The organism is Brachybacterium sp. HMSC06H03 (assembly GCF_001807385.1).
GTDB classification, from domain to species: Bacteria; Actinomycetota; Actinomycetes; order Actinomycetales; family Dermabacteraceae; genus Brachybacterium; species Brachybacterium conglomeratum.
This window is the reverse complement of the sequence record NZ_KV788731.1, coordinates 1-22,814: the sequence shown is the minus strand read 5'-3', so window position 1 is coordinate 22,814 and position 22,814 is coordinate 1. Positions and strand designations below refer to the sequence as shown.

Here is a 22,814-nt window from a genome sequence, read left to right as displayed (position 1 = left end):
CGGAGGAGCCTGTGATGATCCTGGAAGAATCCGGTGCCGGAAACGCCCCTGACCTGCAGGGGAGCGAGGCGCTCGAGGTCCTGTCGGAGCAGCGGGCCCACCAGATCGCCGAGGACGCCTCCGCGGTGGTGAGAGAGATCGCGACCATCGTCGAGGGCAAGGAGGAAGTGGCCCAGATCGCGGTGCTGGTGCTCCTGGCCGGTGGGCACCTGCTGATCGAGGACATCCCCGGCGTCGGCAAGACGATGCTCGCCAAGTCCCTCTCCGCCGCGCTCGGCGCGGACCGCCACCGCATCCAGTTCACCCCCGACCTGCTGCCCGGAGACGTGACCGGTGCGAGCGTGTTCAACCAGGCCAGCGGCGAGTTCGAGTTCCGTCCCGGCGCCGTGTTCACGCAGATCCTGCTGGCCGACGAGATCAACCGCGCCTCCCCGAAGACCCAGTCCGCGCTGCTCGAGGCGATGGAGGAGCGGCAGGTCAGCGTCGACGGCACCACCTACGCGCTCGCCGAGCCGTTCATGGTCGTCGCGACCGCCAACCCCGTCGAGATGGAGGGCACCTACCGCCTCCCCGAGGCGCAGCGCGACCGCTTCCTCGCCCAGACCTCGATGGGCTATCCCGTCGCCTCCGCCGAGGCGCGGATGCTCGAGGCGCAGGCGGGGCCCGTGGCCGAGGGGGACCGGGAGGTGGTCGACGCGGTCCGCCGACGCACCAGCCCCGAGCGGATCGCCGCCCAGGTGCGGGCGGTGCGCAGCGTCTACGCCTCGCCCGTGATCCTGCAGTACGTGGTGCGCCTGGCGGAGGCGACCCGCTCCCACCCCCAGGTCACCCTCGGCGCCTCGCCCCGCGCGGCCGTGCACCTGGTGCGCGCGGCGAAGGCGAACGCCGCGCTCGCCGCTCGCACCTTCGTCACCCCCCAGGACATCGCCGACGTCATCTTCCCCGTCTGGCGCCACCGGCTCCACCTGACCCCGCAGGCGCTCTCCCGCGGCGCGAGCGCCGGGGAGCTCGTGGACCAGGTCCTGCGCAGCACCCCGCAGACGTGAGGGGCCGCGCACGCACGATCCTCCGCCCCACCGGGCGGGGCGTCGTGGTGCTCGTGGCCTGCGCGGCGCTGTGGCTGCTGGGCGACCTCACCCGCATCGAGCCCGCCCGGCAGCTCGCCGCCGGCCTCGTGCTGGTCCTCGCCGTCGGAGCGATCGGGATCCTCGTCGCCGGCCGTGGGATCTCCCCGCGGCGCCGGGTCGTGGACGACGCGGTGCCCGTCGGCGGCTCCGCCCGCGTCATGCTCGAGATGCAGGACCGCCCGTGGATCACCGTCGTGCCGCTCGGCCGCGGGGTGGTGCGCGAGCACCTCCCGGAGGAGCTCGGCGGCCAGGGCGACCTGCCGCTGGCGAGGCGCATGCCGCACGTGCTGCACGTGAGCCGGCGCGGCGGCCATGCGCTCGGTCCGTACTCGATCCTGGTGCGCGACGTGTTCGGGCTGTTCCACCTCCGCCGCACCGTCGAGGACGGGTTGCGGATCACCGGCCTGCCCATCGTCGCCGAGATGTCGACCGCGGCGGAGCGCTCCACCGGCATCGCCGACAGCGCCGTGGCCGGCGCCGCGCCCGTCGCGGGCGTGGGGGAGATCGGCCCCATCGCCCGCCCGTATGCCACCGGCGACGACATCCGCCGCATCCACTGGCGGGCCAGCGCCCGCACCGGCACGCTGATGACCCGGGAGGACGAGCCGACCGCGGGCCGCAGCGCCGTGGTCGTGCTGGACACCACCCGGAGGGACGGGCTCGAGGGGCAGGTCGAGGAGGCGCTCGTCTCCCACGCCGCGACCGTGCTGGACTCCCTGGGCCGGAACGGCTGGGAGGTGCGGATCGTGGACGCCTCGGGCGACGAGATCACGCGCACCCAGCGCCGACGCGGCATCCCCGGCCCGTCCCTGCTGGGCGGCGAGGCCGACGCGCTCGAGCGCCGCGCCTCCCTCCTCGCGCTCGCCGAGGTCGACTTCGACGACGACGAGCAGCACGGCGTGGGCCGCGACCACGCCGCCGGACATGCCGAGCTCGCGATCGCGCTCGGCCCCGACCTGGGCGAGCCCTTCGCCGGCCTCGAGCTGGACCGCTTCGCCGGCCGCGCCACCCGCCGCACCGCGATCGCGCTGGACGCGGCGCTGCCCGAGGAGGAGTCCGAGACGCCCCGTCGTGCCCGCCGCATCGGCCCCGCCGACGGCGACGACTTCGGCCACGCCCACGAGCAGCACGCCGAGCAGCTCGCCGCCGCGCGTGGCCGGCGGTCGCCGCGCCGCTCGCGCCTGGGCACCTGGGCCCTCGTGCGCGGCTCCTCGGCCGACACCCTCGACGACCTGCTCACCACCGCCGTGGAGGAGCCGCGATGAGCCCGCTGATGGGCCGCCCCACCCTCGAGGGCCCCCACCTCACCGGCCGCGCCCTGCTGCTCCTGGCCGCGCTGCTGCTCGCCGCCGCGCCCACCTCCCAGCTGCTGGCCGGCTCGTCCTGGCTGGTGCTGACCCTGACCGGCGCCGCCCCCGTGATCCTCGGCGGGATCGTGCTGCGCCACCTGCTCTCCCGGACCGTGCTGGTGCCGCTGCTCCAGCTGGGCCTGATCCTCGTGCTGATGCTCGTCGTCGAGACGGCGCAGGGGCTCGCCCCGTGGTCCGACGGACCGGTCGCGGTCCTCGCCGCCCAGCCCGAGGTGCTGCGGCTCGGCGTGCGGGAGCTCGCCTCCGGCCTGCCGCCGCTGGTGCTCGGCGCGCCCGGGACCGTGATCATCGTCGTGCTCGTCGCGCTGCTCGCCCTGCTGCTGGACCTGCTGTACCTCGACCTCGGCTGGCACACCCCCACCGCTCTGCTGCTGATGGGCACCGTGCTCGTGCCCGCGCTGCAGCAGCCCTCGGGCGGGGTGTGGTGGCAGGTGGCCGCGCCGGTCGCCGCCGGTGCCGCCGTCCTCGCCGTCCGCACCGTCCACGGGGACCCCCGCTATCTCGAGGGGGACCGCCGCCCGCAGGCCGGGCCCGTCCCCACTCCGGGTCGCACGCTCGGCGCCGCGGTGCTGTGCGTCGCGCTCGTCGCCGCCGGCGCCCCCGTGCTCGGCGCGGCCCTGCCCCAGCTGGTCCCGCCGCGGATCGCGCTGAACGTCGACGTGCTGAACCGCTGGAAGGACCCCGACACCCCGCAGCTCGGCCCCGTCATGATCGACGACGACGTCTCAGTGCGCCGCTCCCTCCTCGAGCAGTCCGACACCGAGGTGCTGCGCTACATCACCACCGCCGAGGACCCCTCCTACCTGCGCATGCGCACCCTGAACCGCTTCGACGGGGAGACCTTCCACGCCGGCGACGAGGAGGAGCCGGACCTCGCCCCCTCCTTCTCCGACGCCCGCGACGACGGCAGGGCGGTCAGCGGCGGCACGGGCGATCTCCAAGAGATCGACGTCCAGGTGATGAGCCTGGGTGGGGACCGGCTGCCGATGCCGGAGAACGTGCGCGAGGTCAGCTCCCCGACCCCGGCGCTGGAGCGTGCGCTCACCCTGCGGCCGGCCGACGGCGAGGCGGAGCTCGACTCCGTCCCCGGGGGCCTGGCCGGGCAGCAGTACACGGTGCTCTCCGAGCCGCGCTCCTCCACCCCCGAGCAGCTGCGCGCGGTCACGCCCGCCGCGGCGAGCGCCCCCTTCGACGCCGGCTACACCGACCGCGCCGAGGTGCCGCAGGTAGCGGCCGACCTCGCCGAGCAGCTGGTCCAGGACGCCGGGGCGGAGAACGGCTTCGACGCGGCCGTCGCCTTCCAGGACTACTTCCGCACCGCCTTCGCCTACTCCCTCACCGTGAACACCCCGCCGGGGGAGGACCCGCTGGAGTCCTTCCTCGAGGACCGCATCGGCTACTGCGAGCAGTTCGCCTCGACCTTCGCGCTGATGATGACCGCGCAGGGCTATCCCACACGCGTCGTCATCGGCTTCACCGCCGGGGACGCCGACGGGGAGGAGCGCACCGTCAGCGCCCGCAACGCCCATGCCTGGCCCGAGGTGTGGTTCGGCCCCGAGCACGGCTGGGTCCAGTTCGAGCCCACCCCCGCCGCGGCCAACAACGGCGTGCGCACCCCCGAGGTCACCGACCTCTCCGCGAGCGAGGAGGACGCCGAGACCCCCGAGACGACCCCCGACACCCCGACCGCCGACGAGGAGAGCGCGAGCAGCGAGGAGGGCACCACCGAGGAGCAGAGCAGCGCGAGCACCGAGGAGGACGAGACCGCCGAGCAGGGCCCCTCACCCCAGACGGTCCAGCGCATCGAGTGGGGCACCGTGAGCGTGCTCGGCCTCGGCGCGCTCCTGGCCGCCGCCGCGGCCGCCGTGGTGCTGGTGATCCGGCGCCGACGGATCCGCTCGCGCGAGGAGCGCTGGGCGACGCTCGGCGGCGGAGCGGGGGAGCGCGGCGCAGGAGACGGCGGGAGCGGAGAGCCCACTGCGGAGAGCAGGGGCGGCCCGTCCGGTGCGGCGAGCGACGGCTCCGTCGCCGCGCTCGAGGCCGAGCGGCTGCGCCGCGCCGCCGGCGAGCTGGCCTGGTCGGAGCTGACCCACGAGCTCGAGGTGCGGGCGACGGCGATCCGCTGGCTGGGCCTCACCGGCGCTTGGGGCTGGCCGCCGATGCGCCTTGCGATGGACCCGGCGCTGCCCCCGCACCGCGCCGTCCAGGACCTCCTGGACCAGATCGCGGAGGGCCCGGGGGAGGTCACCGCCGAGGACCGGGCCGCCGCCGCGCGCCTCGCCGATGCCCGCACCGCCGCCGCCTACGCCGCACCGCTGCCCGCAGTCGCGAGGACGACCGGGCACGACGGCGCGGGGGCCACGCCGGCAGGCACGGCGGCCAGGGGCGACGCCGAGACCGCCCCCGGGGAGGAGCGCCTTCAGCACCCCCTGCGCTACGACGCCGACCGGATCATCGGGCTCATCCGCACCGCGCGCTGAGCCGCGCGGGGCGGGATCAGTCCTGGGAAGGGGCGGCGACGTCGGCCGCGCCGGGAGCGTCCTCGGCCGCCGCTCGGTTCTCCCGCGCCCCGGCGTTCAGGCCGAAGCGGCGGTGGGGCGCCTGCTCCTCGAACAGACGTGCCGCGCGCAGCGAGTCGACCTCGCCCACCACGGGGTTCGGCTGGTGGGTGCCGCGGGTGCCGCCGTACAGCGAGACGAGGTTCATCGCGACCGCGCGCTGGTTGCGGTGGCCGAGCATCTTGGTGATGTGCACGCCGAGCCAGGCCGCCCAGCCGAGCGATCCGGAGAGCCCGCCCACGAAGGGGATCTCCGCGATCGCGGCATGGCGGCCGATCGTGGCCATGGTGCCGAGATTCGTGTAGGTGAAGGTCGGGCGCTGCTTGCCCTTCACGTCGGCGGCGATGGACTTCGCGACCGCCGCACCGGTCTGGATCGCGGGCTGCGCGAGCTGGGGGAGGGCCTCGTCCTGAGCGGCGACGTCGCCGGCGGCGTACACCCCCGGCATGCCCTTGACCTGCAGGTGGTCGTCCACGGCGATGCGGCCGCGCCTGTCCTGCGGCAGGCCCCACCGGGAGACCGCCTCGGGGATCGCGACGCCGGCGGCCCAAATGGTGATGTCGGACTCGAGGATCGAGCCGTCGTCGAGGATCACGTGGTCGTAGCCGACCTCCCTCACGCCGTGGCCGAGGCGCAGCACGACCCCGCGGTCGCGCAGCTCGTCGGCGGCGTACTGGCGGTACTTGTCGCTGAACTCCTTGAGCAGCTCGTCGCCGCGCTGCAGCACCGTGAGCTGCAGGGTCCCCGGATCCATCTCGGGATAGAGGATGTCCAGCTCCTGCATGCGGAAGTCCGCCAGGGCGCCGGCGATCTCCACGCCCGTCGGCCCGCCGCCGACGATGCAGACGTGGAGCTTGTCGTGGGTGACGCCGGCCTCGCGGCTGGAGCGCTCGAGCTCGGAGAAGATCCGGTCGCGGATCGCGAGGGACTGCGCGCGCGTGTACATCGGCATCGCGTGCTCCTCGGCGCCGGGGGTGCCGAAGTAGGTGGTGGTCGCGCCGTTGGCGAGCACCAGGTAGTCGTAGGAGAGCTCCTGATCGCCGCGCTGGCCCTCGTTGAGCGTGACGACCTTCCGCTCGGGGTCGACGCCGACCACCTCACCCTGCCGGTAGCGCATGTTGGGGACCTTCAGCGAGAGGCCGCGCAGGAACATGGTGACGTCGCCCGGGTTCAGGCCCGCGGTCGCCACCTGGTACAGCAGCGGCTGGAAGGTCTTGTAGACGTTGCGGTCGATGAGGGTGACGCGCACGCGGGCGTCGCGTAGGCCCAGCACGGCGTTGGCGCCGGCGAAGCCACCGCCCACGATGACCACGTGGGGCCAGCTCGCGCCGTCCTTCGCGGGGACCGTGGGACGGCGGGTGAGGAAGGGCAGCGACATGGGGAGGACTCCTAGGGGCGACGCGTCGGCCGACGGGGCGCGGCGGTGGCCGGCCGGGTCGTGCACCGCGTCTGATCGAGAGGGAGAGCGGCGGAGTGAGCGGGCTTCGGGCGGAGGCGGGATGTCCGTCGGCCGGTCCGAGATCGTCGGGCCGATGCCGCGATGCGGGCGACCCGGTCCGTCCAGAGTCCTCACCGATGCTACCCACTCCGTCGGCCGTCGGCACAGCGGACGACGGGACGGGTCGTCATGATTCACATCCTCCGCGGCGCTCGCGGTGACAGGGGTCTCCGTGCGGGACGCCGTCGGCGACGGGTGCGCGGCGGGACTCCCGATCGGCAAGAGTTTCGTCAAGCACGGCAATGGTCCAGGTCAAGAAGCCAGCACAGAGGGGTGAGGCAGATGAACTCTCGGTGACGGCTCGATACCGGATCGGGGAAAAGAGGTTCTGACGCCTCCCGATGGGGTGAGATGACATGGCGCACCCGTGCGCTCTCCTCGACTCCGCCTCGTCCCCGGGAGCCTCCTCCATGCGTGTCCACCCCGCCCGCCGCGCCGTCCGCGGCGCGACCGTCGGCCTCGGCGCCGTCGCCCTCGCCGCCTCCGGCGCCCTCGTGCCGCTGGGCGCGGTCGCCGCCGAGCCCGGCCAGCAGATCACCCTGATGGGCTTCAACGACTTCCACGGCGCCCTCGGCGGCGCCTCGGCCCTGGCCTGCCAGGTGGAGACGGTGCGCGCCGAGAGCGAGACCTCGTTCCTCTTCTCCGCCGGCGACAACGTGGGCGGCTCCGCCTTCGAGTCCGCGGTGCAGAACGATGAGCCGACGATCGACGTGCTCAACGCACTGGGCGTCGACGCCTCCGCGATCGGCAACCACGAGTACGACCAGGGTCAGGACGATCTGTTCGATCGCATCGAGCCGCGCACCGAGTTCCCCGACCTCGCCGCGAACGTGTACGACGCCGACGGCGAGCGGGTGCACGACGCGTACACGATCGTCGAGCGCGACGGTGTGAAGGTCGCCGTGATCGGCGCGGTCACCACGAAGACCGTCGGCAAGGTCAGCCCCGCCGCGATCGAGGGGCTCGAGTTCGGCGATCCCGTCGACGCGGTCAACGACGTGATGGACGAGCTCGAGGCCGGGGGCGTCGAGTACGACGCGGCGGTCGCGCTCTACCACGAGGGCGCGACCACCGACGCGGCGCCCGGCACGGCCCCGGTGAACGGCGGCGCGATCTTCGAGAAGATCGTCTCCGAGACGGACCCCGAGGTCGACGCGATCTTCAACGGCGACTCGCACCGCACGTACGCCTACCAGGCCCCGGTCCCCGACCAGGACGGCGAGACCCGCCCGATCCTCCAGACCGGCTCGAGTGCCGCGAACCTCGGCACCGTCACCCTTCAGCGCGGCGAGGGCGAGGACACCGACTGGGACGTCGCCGTCCAGCCGGCGCTGCGCCCCACCGGCGAGGAGTGCGGCACCTCCACCGACGTCACCACCGAGGTCACCTCGATCGCAGACGCCGCGATCGAGGAGGCCGCCGTCGTCGGCGCCGAGCCCGTCGGCTCGATCACCGGTGACATCACCACCTCCTGGGGTGATCCCAAGGCCTCCTATGTCGACGGTGTGCGCACCGCGAACGAGCCCATCGGCAACCAGGCCACCACCAAGGGCGACAACCGCTACCGCCACTCCGCGGCCGGCAACATGCTCGCCGACTCCATGAAGTGGTACCTCGAGGACGAGGGCCTCGCCGGGGGGAACGAGGTCATCGGCTTCATGAACCCCGGCGGCATCCGGGCCGAGCTGTGGGACGCCCAGTCGGCCGCGGGCGAGGGCGACGGCGTGGTCACCTACGCCGAGGCGAACGGCATGGTGCCCTTCGGCAACACCCTGAACTCCGGCGAGGTCAGCGGTGAGCAGTTCCTCCAGATGCTTGAGGAGCAGTGGCAGCGCACGGCCGACGGCGGCGAGGTCGAGGGCGGCGACGAGACCTTCCTCGCCTTCTCCGTCTCCGAGAACGTCGAGTACGCATTCGACAGCAGCGCCCCGCAGGACGAGCGGGTCTTCGACGTGCGCGTGAACGGCGAGCCGATCGACCTAGACGCCACATACACGATCGTCACCGCGAGCTTCCTCTTCGAGGGCGGCGACAACATGTGGGCGCTCTCCGAGGCGCAGGACGTGCGCGACACCGGCGTGCTTGACCGCGACGCGTTCATCTCCTATCTCGAGGCGAACCCCGAGCTGGAGCCCGACTACTCGCAGCGCCAGATCGACGTGCAGTTCCTCGAGGGCGATGACGAGCGCTCCCCGACGCTGCGCCTCTCCGGACTCGAGTCCCAGAGCCTCGGCGCCCCCGAGATCACCTCGGTGACCGTCGACGCGGGGGAGTACGGCACCTTCGAGGCGCCCTACGGCCCGGCCGCCGCCTCGGAGCCCGCGGCCGAGGCCGACGAGCCCGACACCATGGCGGCCGAGGGCGGCCTCGCCGCAGAGGTCACGCTCACCGACTGGTACTGCGAGGTCCCGGCGGACACCCCCGAGGGCACCGTCGTCCCGCTGACCATCACCGCCGTCCCCGAGACCGGCACCGAGATCGTCTTCGACACCTACACCGAGATCACCGGCGGCGCCACCGAGGGATGCGACGACGACGGCTCGACCACCCCGCCCCCGGGCGACGGCGACGACGGGGACGACACCACCACCCCGCCGCCCGGTGACGACGAGGACGACGACCAGGGCTCGGATGACGACCCGGGCGCGCGCGAAGACCAGGGCTCTGACGACCAGGGCGCGGACGACCAGGGTTCTGACGACCAGGACTCGGAAGACAGCCAGGGCACCAGCACCGGCGGCTCCACCAGCACCGGCGGCTCCTCCGGCAGCTCCACCACGGGCGACCCCGTCGGCGACGCCCCCACCACCGCTGACGGCCGCTCCGACCTCGCCCGCACCGGCACGAACGCGGGCGTCCTCGCCGCGATCGCCGGCGCGCTGACCCTCACAGGAGCGGGCGCGATCGCTCTTCGACATCGCGTCGGCCGACGCTGATGAGCTCCTGACCACGGAGGGGCCGGGCCTCCTCGAAGATCCGGCCCTCCTCTCCTGTCCGCCCCTCGTCTCACCGCCCTCTCCCCGCGAATCCCACCAAGGAGAACCGCATGTCACCGCGCACCACGGGCGACGCCCTCCGCATCCGCTTCACGCAGGTCGGGGTGGCCGTCGCCGCTCTCGCCCTCGGAGCCTCCGCGCTGCCCGGCCTCACCCCCGCCGCCGACGCCGCCGTCGTCGCTCCCGGCGACCTGCAGATCAACGAGATCTACGGCGGCGGCGGCAACTCCGGCTCGACCTACACCCACGACTTCGTCGAGCTCGTGAACACCTCCGACGAGTCGATCGACCTCGCCGGCTGGTCCCTCCAATACGCCTCCGCGACCGGCACCTTCAACTCGTCGGGCGTCCTCGCCCTCGAGGGCACCGTCCCCGCCGGCGGCACCTTCCTGATCCAGCTCGCGAAGGGCGCCGGCGGCAGCGAGGCGCTGCCCGAGCCGGACCTCACCGGCACCACCGCCGTCTCCGGCACCCAGGGCGTCTTCGCCCTCTCCGACGCCGAGGGCCGCCTGGTCTGCACGGGCAGCGCCTGCGCCGACGACCCCGCGGTCGTCGACCTCGTCGGCTGGGGCGGCGCGACCACCTTCTCCGGCACCGCCCCCGCCCCGCGCACCACGAACGCGACCTCCGTCGCGCGCGTCGCCGCGACCGGCGAGAACTCCACCGACTTCGTCGCCGGCGAGCCGACGCCCACCAACTCCGGCGGCGACGGCACCGATCCCGAGGAGCCGGGCGAGCCCGGCGAGACGGTCGAGGCGAGCATCGCCGAGATCCAGGGCACCGGCGCGCAGAGCCCGATGGTCGGGAAGAACGTGGTCACCGAGGGCGTCGTCACCGCGGTCTACGCGACCGGCGGCCTGAACGGCTACGTCATCCAGACCGGCGGCACCGGCGGTGCGCTGGACTTCTCCACGCACACCGGCTCCACCGCCGTGTTCGTGCACTCCCCGGAGACCGCCTCCCAGGTCGCGATCGGGGACTCGGTGCGCGTGTCGGGCGGGGTCTCCGAGTACTACGACTCCACCCAGATCTCCGTCGGCGCCGAGGGCCTCGAGCAGCTCGATCAGGCGCTCGAGCCCGTGGAGCCCGCGACCCTCGTCGGCGGCTTCCCCACCGAGGAGGCGCAGCGCGAGAGCATCGAGCACATGCTCTACCTGCCCGGCGCGGAGGAGTTCACCGTCACCGACGTGTACAGCACCAACCGCTTCGGCGAGGTGGCCCTCGCGATCGGCGACCAGCCGCTGCAGCAGGCCGGTGACATCATGCGCCCCGGCGCGGAGGCCACCGCCTACTACGAGAGCCGCGATGCGCTCAAGGTGCTGCTGGACGACGGCCGCACCACGAACTTCCAGAACAACCCCGCCCAGCCGATGAGCTGGCTGACCACCGAGGAGCCCGTCCGGGTCGGGGCCACCCCCTCCTTCACCGAGCCCGTCGTGGTCGCCTACTCCTTCGACCAGTGGCGCCTGAACACCACCACTCCGTGGGAGTCGGCCTCGACCGACGGCGTCGACTTCGAGAACACCCGCCAGGACACGCCCGACCCCGTCGGCGGTGACCTGCAGGTCAGCACCTTCAACGTGCTGAACTACTTCACCACCCTCGGCGAGGACACCCCCGGCTGCGAGCCCTACACCGATATCGACGGGAACGGCACCACCGTGCGCGGAGGCTGCGACCTGCGCGGCGCGTGGGGCGCCGACGACCTCGAGCGCCAGCAGTCCAAGATCGTCGACGCGATCTCCGGCACCGGCGCCGACGTGGTGGGCCTGACCGAGATCGAGAACTCGGCCCGCCTCGGGGAGGAGGCCGACGAGGCCACCGCCACCCTCGTCGCCGCGCTGAACGAGAAGGACGGCGAGGGCACCTGGGCCTACGTCCCCACCGGTGAGGCCTACGCCGCGCAGGGTCTGGACGGCGGCCAGGACGTGATCACCAACGCGATCATCTTCAAGCCCGCCGAGGTGCGCCCCGAGGGGCAGATGCAGATCCTCGCCGACGACCCCGCCTTCGACAACGCCCGCGAGCCGCTCGGCCAGGTGTTCGTGCCGATCGACGGCGACGGTGCCCAGCAGGTCGAGGGCGAGCCGTTCTTCTTCACCATCAACCACTTCAAGTCCAAGGGCTCGGCCGACGCCGAGGACTCCGGCCTCCCGGCCGACCCGGTCCAGGGCAACGCCCGCACCTCCCGCCTCCAGCAGGCCGAGGCGCTGCTGACCTGGGGCGAGCAGACCGCATCCGAGCTCGGCGTCGAGGACGTCCTGCACGGCGGCGACTTCAACTCCTACACCCAGGAGGAGCCGCTGCAGACGTTCTACGAGCAGGGCTTCGTCAACCTCGGCGAGACCCACGACCCGGAGGGCTGGTCCTACAGCTTCGGCGGCATGGTCGGCTCGCTCGACCACGTCATCGCCTCCCCGTCGGCCGCCGAGCGCGTCACAGGCGCCACCGACTGGCAGATCAACGGCCCCGAGTCGGTGATGGCCCAGTACGGCCGGTACAACAACAACGCGGTGAACCTCTACGAGGAGGGCCCCTTCGCCTCCTCCGACCACGACCCGATGATCGTGGGCCTGGACGCCGGGTACGAGGAGGCGCCGACCCTCCCGGACTTCACCGACGTGCGCTCCGACCACCCGTACTACGACGAGATCAGGTGGGCGGCCGGCAGCGGCATCGTCCCCGGTGGGGAGGACGGCACCTTCCGCCCCACCCGCGCCGCGGACCGCGTCACCCTCGCCGCGGCCCTGTACGAGATGGCGGGCCGTCCCGAGGTGGAGGTCCCCGCGAGCTCGCCGTTCAAGGACGTGAAGGCCGATCACCCGCACTACGAGGCGATGCTGTGGGCCGAGTCCGAGGGCGTGCTCACCGTCAACAAGGGCGGCGCGTTCCGCCCGAGCGCGGCGCTGAGCCGGGGCATGGTCGCCGAGGCGCTGTACGCCGCGGCCGGCTCGCCCGCGGTGGAGTCGCCCAGCGGTGACGGGCAGGCCGACGCCATCGCGTGGCTGCAGGCCGAGGGCCTCGACGAGGGCATCGTGGACGGGGACGAGCTCCGCCCGAACGCCCGCGTCGACCGCGCCGAGACCGCCGCCTGGCTGTACCGCTTCGACCGGCTGTGAGTCCGGGCGCCTCTCCCGCCGCCCTCTCCCGCCGCCTCGGACTGCGCGACGCGGTGGTGATCGGCCTCGCCTCGATGATCGGGGCCGGTGCCTTCGTCTCCCTCGGCGCCGCCCAGGACCTCGCCGGATCGCTCGCCCCGGCGGCGGTGCTGGTCGCCGCCGTGGTCGCGCTGTGCAATGCGACCTCGACCGCGCAGCTCGCCGCGCAGCACCCCGCCGCGGGCGGCACCTTCCACTACGGCCGGGAGCGGCTCGGACCGTGGTGGGGGTTCCTCGCCGGCTGGTGCTTCGTGATCGGCAAGACCGCCTCCTGCGCCGCGATGGCGCTGGTCGTCGCGGCGTATCTCGTGCCCGAGCCGTTCCAGCGGCCTGTCGCGGCGCTCCTGGTCGTGGCGCTGACGGCCGTGAACCTCGTCGGCATCACCCGCACCGCGGCGCTCGCCCGGGTGCTGGTCACGGTCGCGCTCGCCGCGCTCGTGCTGACCGGGGTGCGGCTGCTGGCCGGGGTCGTGGCGGGCGGGCCGATGGGAGGCGCGGGCGACGGGGCCGGTGCCGGGCTGTGGGAGGTGCCCGGTCCCCTCGCCGGGCAGGCCGCCGGGCTGTGGGACGGCGGTCTCGCGGCCGTCGCCGGCGCGGGGGAGGGCGGCGCGCTCGGCATCGTCCTCGCCCTCGCACAGGCCGCGGCGCTGATGTTCTTCGCCTTCGCCGGCTACGCCCGGGTGGCGACCCTCGGCGAGGAGGTCGTCGCGCCGCGCCGCACCATCCCCCGCGCGATCCTGCTCGCGCTCGCCGCGGTCGGCGCGCTCTACCTGGTGCTGTCGGTGATCCTCGTGCTGGTGGGACCGGCGCCCGGTGAGCAGGGCTGGGGCCCGGCGCCCTTCCGTGCGGCGCTGGACGCGGTCGGCGCGGGCGGGGTCTGGGCCGTGGTCGTGACCATCGGCGCGGTCGCTGCGGCCTCCGGTGCGCTGCTCGCGCTGGTCGCGGGCATCTCCCGCACCGTGCTCGCCATGGCCCGGGAGCGGGACCTGCCGCCCGTGCTCGCGCACGTCAGCCCCCGCTTCTCGGTCCCGCAGCGGGCGGAGGCCGCGGCCGGCATCGCGGTGGTGCTGCTGGTGCTGCTCGCCTCCGACGTGCTGGTCGCGATCGCCGCCTCGTCCTTCGGCGTACTGCTCTACTACGCGGTCGCGAACCTCGCCGCGCTCACCCAGACCGGGCAGTGGCGACTCTTCCCGAAGGCGATGCAGTGGCTCGGCCTCGCCGGCTGCGTGCTGCTCGTCGCCGCGCTGCCCGGTCGCACGATCGTGGCGGGCCTGGTGCTCGTCGCCGTCGGCCTCGCCTACCGCGCCCTCGTGCTCGCGGCGCGACGGTGACCAGCGCCGCCGGTGCCCCGGCCCTGCTGCCCCCGCTGCCCTGCTGACTCGCTGTCCTGCTGGCCCTCCCGCTCGGCGCCGCCGAACGTGCTTCCCTGCGCCGGCCGGTCCCGCCACCCGGCGCCGTCGACTCCCTTGTCGCATAAGGGCCCCGCGGCCCGCGCGAGGCGAAGGAGTGGCTGGCCCCGGCGCGACCGGGGTGGGCTGGGACGGCGGCCTGCTGGGCCTGTCCCTCCACCTCGGCGGCGTGGAGGGCTCGCTCTCCCCGGCCGAGGCGGAGGCCTGGGCCGGCACCGACGAGGGCCGCTCCTTCTACCGCGGTGCGGCCGACGGCTGGGCCGTCGCGCACGCGGCCTCCGGCGAGGACCCTGCCGTCGCCCAGCAGCGGGCCGACGCGACCTACGGCTTCTACACCGGCACCGAGGCCTGATCCCCGCAGCCCTGCTCAGACCGCCCGGGCGATGACCACGAACGGCCGACTCGGGCGGTAGGACGCACGGGCGGACGCGCGAGTCCGGGCCCGAGCGGTCCGTCGGACCCGTTGCTGACCTGCATGGACCGACCAGCACAGCCGGTGGGGGCCTCCTAGGATGGACCGGAAGCCGCCGCACGCCTGCGGCGATTCTGCGACCCAGGAGGTAATCGCCATGATCGGACGGCGCGCCGTCGTCAGCGCGCTCGCCGTGCTCCCGCTCGGACTCGTCGCGGGGTGCTCGGGTGATGCTGGGAGCGGCGGCGGGACGCTGCGGATCAGTGCGATCCCCGACCAGGACCCCGACGTCCTCACCGAACGGGAGGAGTCGCTCGCCGCGCACCTCGCCGACGTCCTCGGGCTCGACGTGGAGTACGTGCCCGTGCCCGACTACGCGGCCTCCGTCTCCCTGTTCGCCGCCGGGGATCTCGATCTCGTCTTCTACGGCGGGCTCACCGGGGTGCAGGCCCGGCTGCAGGCCGAGGACGCGATCGTGATCGCCCAGCGCGACATCGACGAGGTGTTCACCAGCATCTTCATCGCCAACGCCGAGGCCGGCTTCGCGCCGGTCGACGACGTGAAAGGGCTGACCGCCTTCGCGGGAACCCGATTCACCTTCGGCTCGGAGACCTCCACCTCCGGCCGACTGATGCCCTCCTACTTCCTCTCCCAGGCGGGGGTCTCCGAGGAGGACTTCGAGGGGGAGGCGGGCTTCTCCGGCTCCCACGACATCACCCTCGAGCTCGTCACCTCCGGCTCCTATCAGGGCGGAGCCCTGAACAGCCAGGTCTGGAACAGCGCTGTCGAGGACGGCACCGTCGACGAGGAGAAGGTCGTCAAAGTGCTCGAGTCCCCGACCTATCACGACTACCACTGGCTGCTGCGAGGCGATGCCGACGAGCGCTTCGGCGACGGCTTCGGCCAGCGGCTCGCCGACGCGATGCTCTCCCTCCACGAGACCGACGCCGGCCCCGCGATCCTCGAGCAGTACGGCTGCGAGAGGCTCATCCCCTCCGAGGCCTCGAACTACACCGAGATCGAAGAGGTGGCACGCGAGCTGGGGCTGATCGGCTGATGTCGGCCGACGGGGTCCCGCGACCGGACCGCGACACCGGGCAGGGAACCACCGCGCCGGGAGCCGCCAGGAAGGGAACCGCCCAGCCGGGGACCGCCGCACCGACGGCCGCACCGACGGCCGTCGCGCTGCGCGGCGTCGAGGTCCGTTACGGCGCCGACCCCGCGCTGAGCGCCACGCTCGATATCGCACCGGGGGAGCGGGTCGCGCTGGTCGGACCGAGCGGCGCCGGCAAGAGCACCCTGCTCGGCCTGTGCAGCGGTGCGCGACCGCTCGCGGTCGGCACCGTGGAGGTTCTCGGCGTCGACCTGGCCGCCGCCTCCCGACGAGGGCTGCGTGCGGTGCGCTCCCGCATCGGCTCCGTCCACCAGAGGCTGGACCTCGTCGGCCCCCTCACCGCGCTGCAGAACGTGAGCGCCGGTCGCCTCGGACGATGGGGGACGGCCCGATCGCTCGCCTCCCTGGTGCGGCCGGTCGACCCGGGCCCCGCCCTGGAGGCGATGCGTCGCCTGGGCATCGAGGACCTCGCCGGCGCCCGCACCGATCGGCTCTCCGGCGGCGAGCAGCAGCGGGTCGCCCTGGCGCGGGTGCTGGTGCAGGACCCGGCGCTGGTGCTGGCCGACGAACCGATCGCGAGCCTGGACCCCGGACGCGCCCGCGTCGTCATGGATCTGCTCACCGAGGTCGTGGCCAGTGACTCACGGACCCTGCTGGTAAGCCTCCACGACTTCGCGGCCGCTCAGGAGACCTGCGACCGCGTCGTGGGCCTGCGACGTGGGGAGGTCGTGTTCGACCTGCCCGCCGGCGAGGTCACCGCCGCGCACCGCGACGCGCTGTACCGGCTCGGAGCATGAGGGAGGGCTCCCCAGGCGCGCCAGTCCCGGCCTCGGCGACGCCCCGCCCGCTCCGCAGCGATCGCCCGCGCGCCGCACGCTGGTGGGCGCTCGCCGCCGGGGTGCTCGTGCTGTGGTCGCTGTGGGGGATGGGCATCGGGCGCGCACCGGTCCTGAACCCCGCGGGCTGGCCCTCGCTGCGAGCGTTCGCCGAGGCGGCGCTGCACCCGGACCTCTCACCCGCCTTCCTGCTGCGCACCCTGGACGCCGCCGCCGTCACGGTCGCCTTCTCCCTGCTGGGCACCGTCCTCGCCACCGTGATCGGCTTGGTCGGCGGGGTGCTGATGAGCGAGGCCTGGTGGCGCGACGCCCCGGTGACCAGGGCTCGACGGGGGCGCACGGGCTGGCTCCTCACCCGGATCGGCGTCGGGCTGCCGCGCGGGATCCATGAGGCGGTGTGGGGGATCGCCCTGCTGCTGGTGCTCGGGAGGGACCCGCTGGTGGGGGTGCTGGCGTTGGGGATCCCCTTCGGCGCGATCACGGCGAAGGTGTTCGCCGAGATCATCGACGAGACGGAACCCTGCCCTCACGACTCGCTCATCGCCGCCGGCGCGGGTCGCCTGCAGGCCTTCTGCTACGGAACGTTGCCCAGGATCTGGGGCGATCTGCTCGCCTATGCCTTCTACCGCTTCGACTGCGCGCTGCGCTCGGCGGTGATCCTGGGGATGATCGGCGTGGGAGGGCTCGGCTTCGAGCTCGGCACCGCCTTCGCCGGCCTGGACTACGAACGCATGTGGACCCTGATCCTGGTGCTCATCGTGCTGGGGCTGGCGTGCGACCGCTGGAGTGCGAGCCTGCGGCGTCCAGGCGCAGCGCACGAGGCGGGGGAGGCCGGGACTGCGTCGCGAGGGGACGGCGTCGCCGTCGGCCGCCGCCTGCGGCTCTCCTTCGCGGCGGCGCTCCTGCTGAGCGTCGCCTCGGTCCTGTACCTCCGCCTGGACCTGGCACGGCTGCTCTCGCCGGAGACCTGGCGGCGGGCCGGACGGCTGATCGCGGACGCGCTTCCGCCCACCCTGCCGTCCACCTGGGCTGATCTGCTCGGGGACGCCGCGGCGACCCTGCAGATGTCGGTGATCGCGATCCTCGTCGGCGGAGTGATCGGGGTGGTCGCCGCGTTCCTCGGCGCTCCGGGGCCGTCGGCCGGGCCGCTGCGGAGCGCGGTCGCCGCGCTGTGTCGGATCGTGCTGCTCGCGATCCGAGCGGTGTCCCCGTCGGTGTGGGCGCTGCTGCTGCTCTTCGTGGTGCTCCCGGGGCCGCTGCCCGGCGCCCTCGCCCTCGGGCTCTACAACGCCGGCGTGCTGGGCCGGCTCTTCACCGAGACCCTCGAGACCATGGACCACCGGCCGGTCAGGTCCCTGCAGCTGCTGGGTGCCGGACCCGTGCAGACGTTCTCCTACGGGGTGCTCCCCTCCGTGACCGGGCGGTTCGCCGCCTACGGCCTGTACCGCTGGGAGGTCGCGATCCGCGAGACGGTGGTGGTGGGCGTGGTCGGCGCCGGAGGACTCGGACGGGTGCTGGAATCCGAGCGTGCCTCCTTCGACCACGCCGGGATGCTCACCGCGGTGCTGGCCCTGCTGCTGCTCTCGCTGCTGGTCGACCTGGTCAGCGCCTCGGCCCGGCGCGCCTGGCGCTGACCTCGAGCGCTCGGCCGGGGCGGTCGGGGCATGCCGGCCCCAACCGTCACACGAACGAGGTCCAGGTGGTATCGGCGTCGATCAGCCAGTGGTTGCGCAGTGTGAGCGCGCGCTCGACCGCGGCCAGCACACCGGCGACCGTGATCGTGACGTTGAACCAGGCGGGCAGCTGGATCGGCGAGGTGAAGGCGCCGACCCGCTCAGCCACCGGCGGGATGCTCGTGATCAGCTCCGCGGCCTGTGGAAGCATCAGCACCACCCCGATCAGCAGCACCACGATCGCGAGCGCCCCGAGCACCCGGCTCGCCCCCGGGTGGCGCCGGCCGAAGCGGGCGCGCAGTCCCTCGAGCGAGCGGGGGTGCGGGCGCAGGCTCCTGGCAGGGCCGTCGTCCGAGGGGACGAGGTGCATCCGGGAGAGGCCGTAGTCGCTGATCGCGACCTCGACCGTCCCGCCCGGCACCTCGAAGGCGACCGGAGAGTTCGCGATGTGGAGCTGTCGGCCGTCGCGGTAGAAGGAGATCGGCGCGTGCCGCGCGCCCTCGGCGATCCTCCCGCCCTCGAGCTCGGTGGCCAGATAGCGCACGTCCACTATGTACGACGCCTCGCGACCCGCCCGGTGGTCGGGGTCCAGGGCGAACTGGGTGCGGGTGAGCGTCTGCCACCAGCGCAGGTCCTTCAGCGCGCTGCCGTCGCCGGGCTTCGCGCGGCCGAGCTGGCGCTGTCGGCGCAATCGCTGGAACATGGTCCTCCCGGGGCCGTGGACGTTGATGGCCTCCATCCCATCGGACTCGGCGCACCGGACGCCAGTGCGATCTGTCATCTCCTCCGAAAGGAGGAGCGGCGTCGACGGTCGACTCGGCGACGTATCTCGGGCCGATCAGGACAACAGCTCAAGGCCCGGGACGTCGCGATATATCCCGTCGACCGCGAGGAGCGGAAGGGAGTACGCTGATGCAGAGGCGGCGACCCACCGATCAGCGACGTGGATCTTCTGCCCGATCGCGTGCCCCTCGGCCTGTGCGCGTGCAGTCAGGTTCGCGAAGGAGCGGATGACGAGGTCGTCGAACAGGATCGTCGCCGTGGAGTCCAGCTGCTGCTCGAGTGAGCGACGGCGACTCACGCCCCAGTCACGGATCAGCGGCCAGGCGAGGAGCTCGGCTCGAGTCTGCGCGGATATGCACACTGTCCTTCCGAGGAGGAGCTCACGCCAACGGTTCTCCTGCTCGCTCTTCCCCCGGTGCCGTACGAAGAGATGGCTCCACACATCAGTGTCGAGGACGACCGGGACAGACCGCACTGTCGGCACCCGTCAGCTCTCGAGGTAGGCGAGCAGGGCAGTGAATTCGTCGTCGTCGAGCTCGGGACCGCCGTCAAGGGCCGGCCCGGGCTTCGCGAGCTCGCGCTCGAGATCCTGTTCGCCGCGTGTGAGCCAGGCAGGAGGAAGCGGGGCGGCGGTCACTGTCGCCGAATGGAGGACCCTCAGCGTGCCCGACTCGTCGAGACCGCCGATACCTTCCGCGAGGACGCGGGAACCCACCAGCGGCGCGACGGTCTCTGCATCCTTCACGTCCTCCAGACGGAATCGATGCGTGAGGTCGTCGACGATCCGGAACCGGTTCTGTCGCAGGTCCACTGCTTCGAGCTTGCCCGACACGGACACCGGGTCGAAGGCGACGGCCGCGTCAGGGGTCCACACCTCGACACGGAGATCGCGAGTGTCCAGGGCGATCGGTGCGCGAGGGCCGACCGTGAACTCGCTCCGGGGAGCCGCATGCCGCAATGCCCTGGCGAAATCGAGCACGGAGGATGCCACGGCGCGGTCCGCCCATTGGGGGCGCCGCGATGCCGCGAGCCCGGCGACGACTTCCGACAGTCGCTCGTCGACGAGATCGTCGAGCGAATGAGGGAGGTCGAGCACTTCATGGCGGCCGCGAGCGGCGAGCAGCACCGTGCTGCCGGAGCTGATACCTCGCAGATGGAGTCGGCTCAGTTCGCTGACGAGCTCGGTAGGGCGCCCGGAGGTGTGCGACGGGACGCAGGTGCGAGTGACGCGCAGCGCGAGCTCTTGGAGAGCCTTGGCGATCGCGGAGATGTCCTCGAAAGCGATCTCGCCGTCGGCCGTTGCGGCACCCAGGAGTCGAAGTGTGATGTCCGTGGTCATCTACTCGCCCCTCTCCTCCGATGAGACATCAGTGTGCACCGGAAACCATGGGGAGTACACCGGTGCTGCCACCATGTGGAAAGACCGCGACACCGGGTCTGGATCAGCCGGCGCGCAGCTCCCGCGGCAGCTCCTCGAGCAGTCGCAGCCACAGCTCGGAGGCGGCCGGGTAGCTCGGCACCGCATGGCGCAGCACGTGCACCGGCACCGCGCCGACGATCGCGATCGTCGCGGCGTGCAGCAGCTCGGAGGCCTCGGGGCCGACGAAGGTGGCGCCCACGAGGGTGCGGGTCTCCAGGTCGACGACGATCTGCGCGGTGCCGTCGACGTCGTCGCGCAGCAGCGCGGAGCCGGCCGCCCCGCCGAAGGGCACCTGTGCGGTCACCACCTGGTGTCCGGCCTCGCGGGCCTCCGCCTCGGTGAGGCCGACGGCCGCGACCTGCGGATCCGTGAACACGACCTGCGGCACCGGCACCTGGTCGGGCACCGGCTCCGCCGTCTCCCCGGTCGCGGCGGCGAGGATCCGCTGCCCGATCACGCGGGCGCGGTACTTCCCCCAGTGCGTCAGCGGCGCCTCCCCGCTCGCATCGCCCACCGCGTGCAGCCAGTCCGGCAGCGTCCCGCCGCCGGTGACGTCCTCGGGGGACAGGCCGACGGTCTCGAGGCCCACGTCGTCCAGCCGCGGGCGGCGCCCGGTCGCGACGAGGACCTCGTCGGCCTCGAGGGTGTCGCTACGGCCGTCGGACTCGGCCTCGAGCCGCACCCGGCCGCCGTGCACTCGTCCCAGTCCCGTCTCCCGGGCGTCCTCGCGCGATCCGGACAGCACGGAGGCCCCGAGTCGCACGTCGACGCCGAGGCCGCGCAGCGCTTCGAGCACGTGGCGGCCGGCGAAGGGCTCCAGTCCTCGCAGCAGCGCGTCCCCGCGCGCCAGCATCGTGACCCGGGAGCCGAGCGCGGCCATCCAGGTCGCGGCCTCGACCGCGACCACGCCGCCGCCGACGATCACCAGCTCGTCCGGCACCTCCACCACGCCCGTCGCATCGCGGGAGGTCCACGGCGCGAGGTCCCGCAGCTGCGCGGGGATCCTGGGCACGGATCCGGTGGCCAGGACGACGGCGCGCTCGGCGACGAGGCGCTGCGGGGCGCGCCCGTCGGCCCCGACGACCTCGACCTCGCGCTCGCCCACGAGCCGGCCGTGCCCGCGCACCACGTGCAGCCCCGCCCCCTCGGCCCAGGAGACCTGGCCCTCGTCGGAGTAGTGGGAGACCCAGGTATCGCGTCGGGCCAGCAGCGCTTCGGCGTCGACCTCGGGAGTGGTGATCCCGGGCAGGTGCGCGGCGGCGTCCGCGACGGCGAGGGGGCGCAGCAGCGCCTTCGAGGGCATGCAGGCGTAGTAGGAGCACTCGCCGCCCAGCAGCTCGCCCTCGACGATCGCTGCAGTGAGGTCGGTGCCCTCGGTCGCGTACTGGGCGACGTTCTCGCCGACCGCCCCGCCGCCGAGAACGATCACGTCGAAGGAGGTCGCAGCATCGGGGGAGGGAGCATCGGCAGTCATGGTCCGACGCTACGCCGGGGCGCGGGCGTTGTCACGGCCTCGTCAGGGGCGGGGCCGGCCGCCCATCCCGTCGAGCACCTCGCGCACCGCCGCGGCGGGGTCGGGCGCCTCCATCACGGCGCGCACCAGCGCCAGCCCGGCGACGCCCGTGCGGGACAGCGCCGGGGCGTCGGCCGGGGTGACGTCCCCGATCGCGACGACCGGCAGCATCGTCGCCCGTACCAGCGCCGGGTAGCCGTCCACGCCCAGCGGCTCCCGCCCGGAGTCCTTCGTGGGGGTGCGGCGGAAGGGGCCGGCGCCGAGATAGTCGAGGTCGAAGGCGACTCCGGCGGAGTCGCGGACCAGGTCGAGCGTGCCGGTGGTCAGTCCGATGACCGCGTCGTGGCCGAGCAGGGCGCGGGCGTCGGGGACGGGCAGGTCGTCCTGGCCGAGGTGGACCCCGTGCACGTGCGCTCCGCGGGCGCGGGCCGCCGCGGCGACGTCGGCCCGATCGTCGACCAGCACCCGTGTGCTCGGGTTCGCCGTGCGGACGGCCTCGGCGACGGCGAGGACGAGCTCGAGCAGCTCCCGCGTGCTCGCCTCCTTCGCCCGCACCTGCACGACCCCGGCCCCGGCCGCCGCGGCCTCGGCGGCGACCTCGACGGTGCGCGGGCCCGTACCGGAGGTGACGAGATAGCAGCGCAGGTCGAGGGGGCGGGCGTTCACGGGAGGTCTCCGATCTCGTCGAGGGCGTCGAGCAGGTGCGTGCGGAAGCTGCCGGGCCCGGTCGCGCGCGACGCGGCGCGCTCCCCGGCCAGGGCCATCCAGGTGGTCGCGGCGAGCGCGGCCTCGAAGGGATCCTCCCAGACGGCGGTGCAGGCGGCGGTCAGCGCCCCGAGCAGGCAGCCCGTCCCGGTCACGCGCGGCAGCAGCGCGGAGCCGCGGGCGAGGCGGGCCTCGCGGCTCGCATCCAGCACCAGGTCCACCGCGCCGGAGACGGCGACGGC

The 22,814-nt window shown here is 73.5% G+C and carries 16 protein-coding genes and 1 pseudogene; 10 read left to right on the top strand and 7 right to left on the bottom strand.

Annotation, left to right across the window (positions count from 1 at the left end; translation table 11 throughout):
* The first annotated feature begins 14 nt into the window (after window positions 1-14).
* From HMPREF3159_RS06125 to HMPREF3159_RS06115, 3 genes are read left to right on the top strand one after another with little or no spacing between them, the layout of a single operon-like run.
* A complete protein-coding gene (locus HMPREF3159_RS06125) occupies window positions 15-1,046 on the top strand; it encodes an AAA family ATPase (RefSeq protein ID WP_070500141.1) in 1,032 nt (343 codons plus the stop codon).
* On the top strand, window positions 1,043-2,392 hold the full coding sequence (locus HMPREF3159_RS06120) for a DUF58 domain-containing protein (RefSeq protein WP_070500140.1): 1,350 nt from the start codon (window positions 1,043-1,045) through the stop codon (window positions 2,390-2,392). The genes HMPREF3159_RS06125 and HMPREF3159_RS06120 overlap by 4 nt, the downstream gene beginning before the upstream one ends.
* A complete protein-coding gene (locus HMPREF3159_RS06115) occupies window positions 2,389-4,977 on the top strand; it encodes a transglutaminase TgpA family protein (RefSeq protein ID WP_070500139.1) in 2,589 nt (862 codons plus the stop codon). Before HMPREF3159_RS06120 ends, HMPREF3159_RS06115 begins: the two co-directional genes overlap by 4 nt.
* 16 nt (window positions 4,978-4,993) lie before the next feature.
* Here the strand turns inward: HMPREF3159_RS06115 and HMPREF3159_RS06110 are convergent, their stop codons facing one another.
* Window positions 4,994-6,433, bottom strand: coding sequence for an NAD(P)/FAD-dependent oxidoreductase (locus HMPREF3159_RS06110; protein ID WP_070500138.1), 1,440 nt, complete (start codon window positions 6,431-6,433; stop codon window positions 4,994-4,996).
* Window positions 6,434-6,963: 530 nt separating this feature from the next.
* On the opposite strand from HMPREF3159_RS06110, the gene HMPREF3159_RS06105 reads away from it, so the two are divergent.
* The 7 genes and pseudogenes from HMPREF3159_RS06105 to HMPREF3159_RS06075 all read left to right on the top strand — a co-directional run bounded on the left by HMPREF3159_RS06105 (window position 6,964) and on the right by HMPREF3159_RS06075 (window position 18,112).
* Entirely contained in the window at window positions 6,964-9,489 is a 2,526-nt protein-coding gene (locus HMPREF3159_RS06105; protein ID WP_070500137.1) for a bifunctional metallophosphatase/5'-nucleotidase, read from the top strand.
* 110 nt (window positions 9,490-9,599) lie between these two features.
* Window positions 9,600-12,668: an ExeM/NucH family extracellular endonuclease gene (locus HMPREF3159_RS06100; RefSeq protein ID WP_083305827.1), complete on the top strand. Its 3,069-nt coding sequence runs from the start codon at window positions 9,600-9,602 to the stop codon at window positions 12,666-12,668.
* Window positions 12,665-14,038, top strand: a complete 1,374-nt coding sequence (locus tag HMPREF3159_RS06095) for an APC family permease (protein WP_070500136.1) — start codon at window positions 12,665-12,667, stop codon at window positions 14,036-14,038. Before HMPREF3159_RS06100 ends, HMPREF3159_RS06095 begins: the two co-directional genes overlap by 4 nt.
* A gap of 178 nt (window positions 14,039-14,216) precedes the next feature.
* Window positions 14,217-14,468, top strand: a pseudogene (locus HMPREF3159_RS06090) (polyketide cyclase); the annotation flags it as partial.
* Between the two features lie 217 nt (window positions 14,469-14,685).
* Entirely contained in the window at window positions 14,686-15,585 is a 900-nt protein-coding gene (locus HMPREF3159_RS06085) for a putative selenate ABC transporter substrate-binding protein (RefSeq protein ID WP_070500135.1), read from the top strand.
* Entirely contained in the window at window positions 15,585-16,439 is an 855-nt protein-coding gene (locus tag HMPREF3159_RS06080) for a phosphonate ABC transporter ATP-binding protein (protein WP_083305826.1), read from the top strand. Before HMPREF3159_RS06085 ends, HMPREF3159_RS06080 begins: the two co-directional genes overlap by 1 nt.
* Window positions 16,436-18,112, top strand: a complete 1,677-nt coding sequence (locus HMPREF3159_RS06075; RefSeq protein ID WP_083305825.1) for a PhnE/PtxC family ABC transporter permease — start codon at window positions 16,436-16,438, stop codon at window positions 18,110-18,112. Before HMPREF3159_RS06080 ends, HMPREF3159_RS06075 begins: the two co-directional genes overlap by 4 nt.
* Window positions 18,113-18,158: 46 nt before the next feature.
* Here the strand turns inward: HMPREF3159_RS06075 and HMPREF3159_RS06070 are convergent, their stop codons facing one another.
* The 6 genes from HMPREF3159_RS06070 to HMPREF3159_RS06045 all read right to left on the bottom strand — a co-directional run.
* On the bottom strand, window positions 18,159-18,932 hold the full coding sequence (locus HMPREF3159_RS06070) for a hypothetical protein (RefSeq protein WP_246821499.1): 774 nt from the start codon (window positions 18,930-18,932) through the stop codon (window positions 18,159-18,161).
* A 57-nt stretch (window positions 18,933-18,989) separates the two neighbouring features.
* Entirely contained in the window at window positions 18,990-19,409 is a 420-nt protein-coding gene (locus tag HMPREF3159_RS06065; RefSeq protein ID WP_256374512.1) for a PIN domain-containing protein, read from the bottom strand.
* 12 nt (window positions 19,410-19,421) lie between these two features.
* The gene (locus HMPREF3159_RS06060) at window positions 19,422-20,273 is read right to left on the bottom strand and encodes a hypothetical protein (protein WP_070500132.1); all 852 of its coding nucleotides are present in this window, start codon (window positions 20,271-20,273) and stop codon (window positions 19,422-19,424) included.
* 103 nt (window positions 20,274-20,376) lie between these two features.
* Window positions 20,377-21,828: a dihydrolipoyl dehydrogenase family protein gene (locus HMPREF3159_RS06055; RefSeq protein ID WP_070500131.1), complete on the bottom strand. Its 1,452-nt coding sequence runs from the start codon at window positions 21,826-21,828 to the stop codon at window positions 20,377-20,379.
* Between the two features lie 42 nt (window positions 21,829-21,870).
* Window positions 21,871-22,533 carry a thiamine phosphate synthase gene (locus HMPREF3159_RS06050; protein ID WP_070500130.1) on the bottom strand — a complete coding sequence of 221 codons (663 nt, stop codon included), beginning with the start codon at window positions 22,531-22,533 and terminating at the stop codon, window positions 21,871-21,873.
* On the bottom strand, window positions 22,530-22,814 hold a 285-nt coding region (locus tag HMPREF3159_RS06045), incomplete at its 5' end, for a hydroxyethylthiazole kinase (protein ID WP_210388842.1). The genes HMPREF3159_RS06045 and HMPREF3159_RS06050, both read right to left, overlap by 4 nt.